The sequence below is a fragment of the Streptomyces katrae genome, assembly GCF_000966975.1.
GTDB lineage: Bacteria > Actinomycetota > Actinomycetes > Streptomycetales > Streptomycetaceae > Streptomyces > Streptomyces katrae.
Genome location: NZ_JZWV01001178.1, coordinates 1 through 1,184 on the forward strand (window position 1 = coordinate 1; position 1,184 = coordinate 1,184).

The following is a 1,184-nucleotide window of genomic DNA, read 5'->3' on the forward strand; positions in this document are numbered from 1 at the left end:
GTCGACAGATCTGCTCGACCCTATCCGGACGTGACCCGAGAGTCCGGTGTGGCCATCCACACACTCCCTTCCGGCCATGTTGTTCGATCTCTCCTTGGCCGCGAGTGGTCGCGTACGACAGGATCGGGCCCATGGACCTGCTGAACACCCTGGTGGACAAGGGGTTGCGGCGCGAGCTGCCGACCCGTGAAGAGGCGCTCGCCGTGCTGGCGACCTCCGACGACGAACTGCTCGACGTGGTGGCTGCGGCCGGCAAGGTGCGCCGCCAGTGGTTCGGGCGGCGCGTCAAGCTGAACTACCTGGTCAACCTGAAGTCGGGGCTCTGCCCCGAGGACTGCTCGTACTGCTCCCAGCGCCTGGGGTCGAAGGCCGAGATCCTCAAGTACACGTGGCTGAAGCCGGACGAGGCCTCCGCCGCGGCCGCCGCCGGCGTCGCGGGCGGCGCCAAGCGGGTCTGCCTGGTGGCGAGCGGGCGCGGTCCGACCGACCGCGACGTGGCCCGCGTGGGCGAGACCATCGCCGCAATCAAGGAGCAGAACGAGGGCGTGGAGGTCTGCGCCTGTCTGGGTCTGCTCTCCGACGGCCAGGCCGAGAAGCTCCGCGACGCGGGTGCGGACGCCTACAACCACAACCTCAACACCTCCGAGGCCACCTACGGCCAGATCACCAAGACGCACACCTACGCCGACCGCGTCGACACCGTGCAGAAGGCCCACGCGGCGGGCCTGTCGGCCTGCTCCGGCCTGATCGCCGGCATGGGCGAGAGCGACGAGGACCTGGTCGACGTCGTCTTCTCGCTGCGCGAGCTGGACTCGGACTCCGTGCCGGTCAACTTCCTGATCCCCTTCGAGGGCACCCCGCTGGCCAAGGAGTGGAACCTCACCCCCCAGCGCTGCCTGCGGATCCTGTCCATGGTCCGGTTCGTCTGCCCGGACGTGGAGGTCCGGATCGCCGGCGGCCGCGAGGTGCACCTGCGCTCGATGCAGCCGCTCGCCCTGCACATCGCCAATTCCATCTTCCTCGGCGACTACCTCACCAGTGAGGGCCAGGCGGGCCAGGCCGACCTCGACATGATCGCGGACGCCGGCTTCGAGGTGGAGGGCGCCGGCACCACCACCCTGCCCGCGCACCGCGCGGACGCCGCCGAGGCCGCGGCCGCGGCGCACGGGGGCGGTGTGTGCGGC

The 1,184-nt window shown here is 70.4% G+C and carries 1 protein-coding gene; it reads left to right on the forward strand.

Features of this window, described 5'->3' with window-relative positions; translation table 11 throughout:
- Positions 1–131 precede the first annotated feature (131 nt).
- Positions 132–1,184, forward strand: a 1,053-nt coding sequence (gene bioB / locus VR44_RS34525) for a biotin synthase BioB (protein WP_045951593.1), incomplete at its 3' end; no start/stop codon positions are given.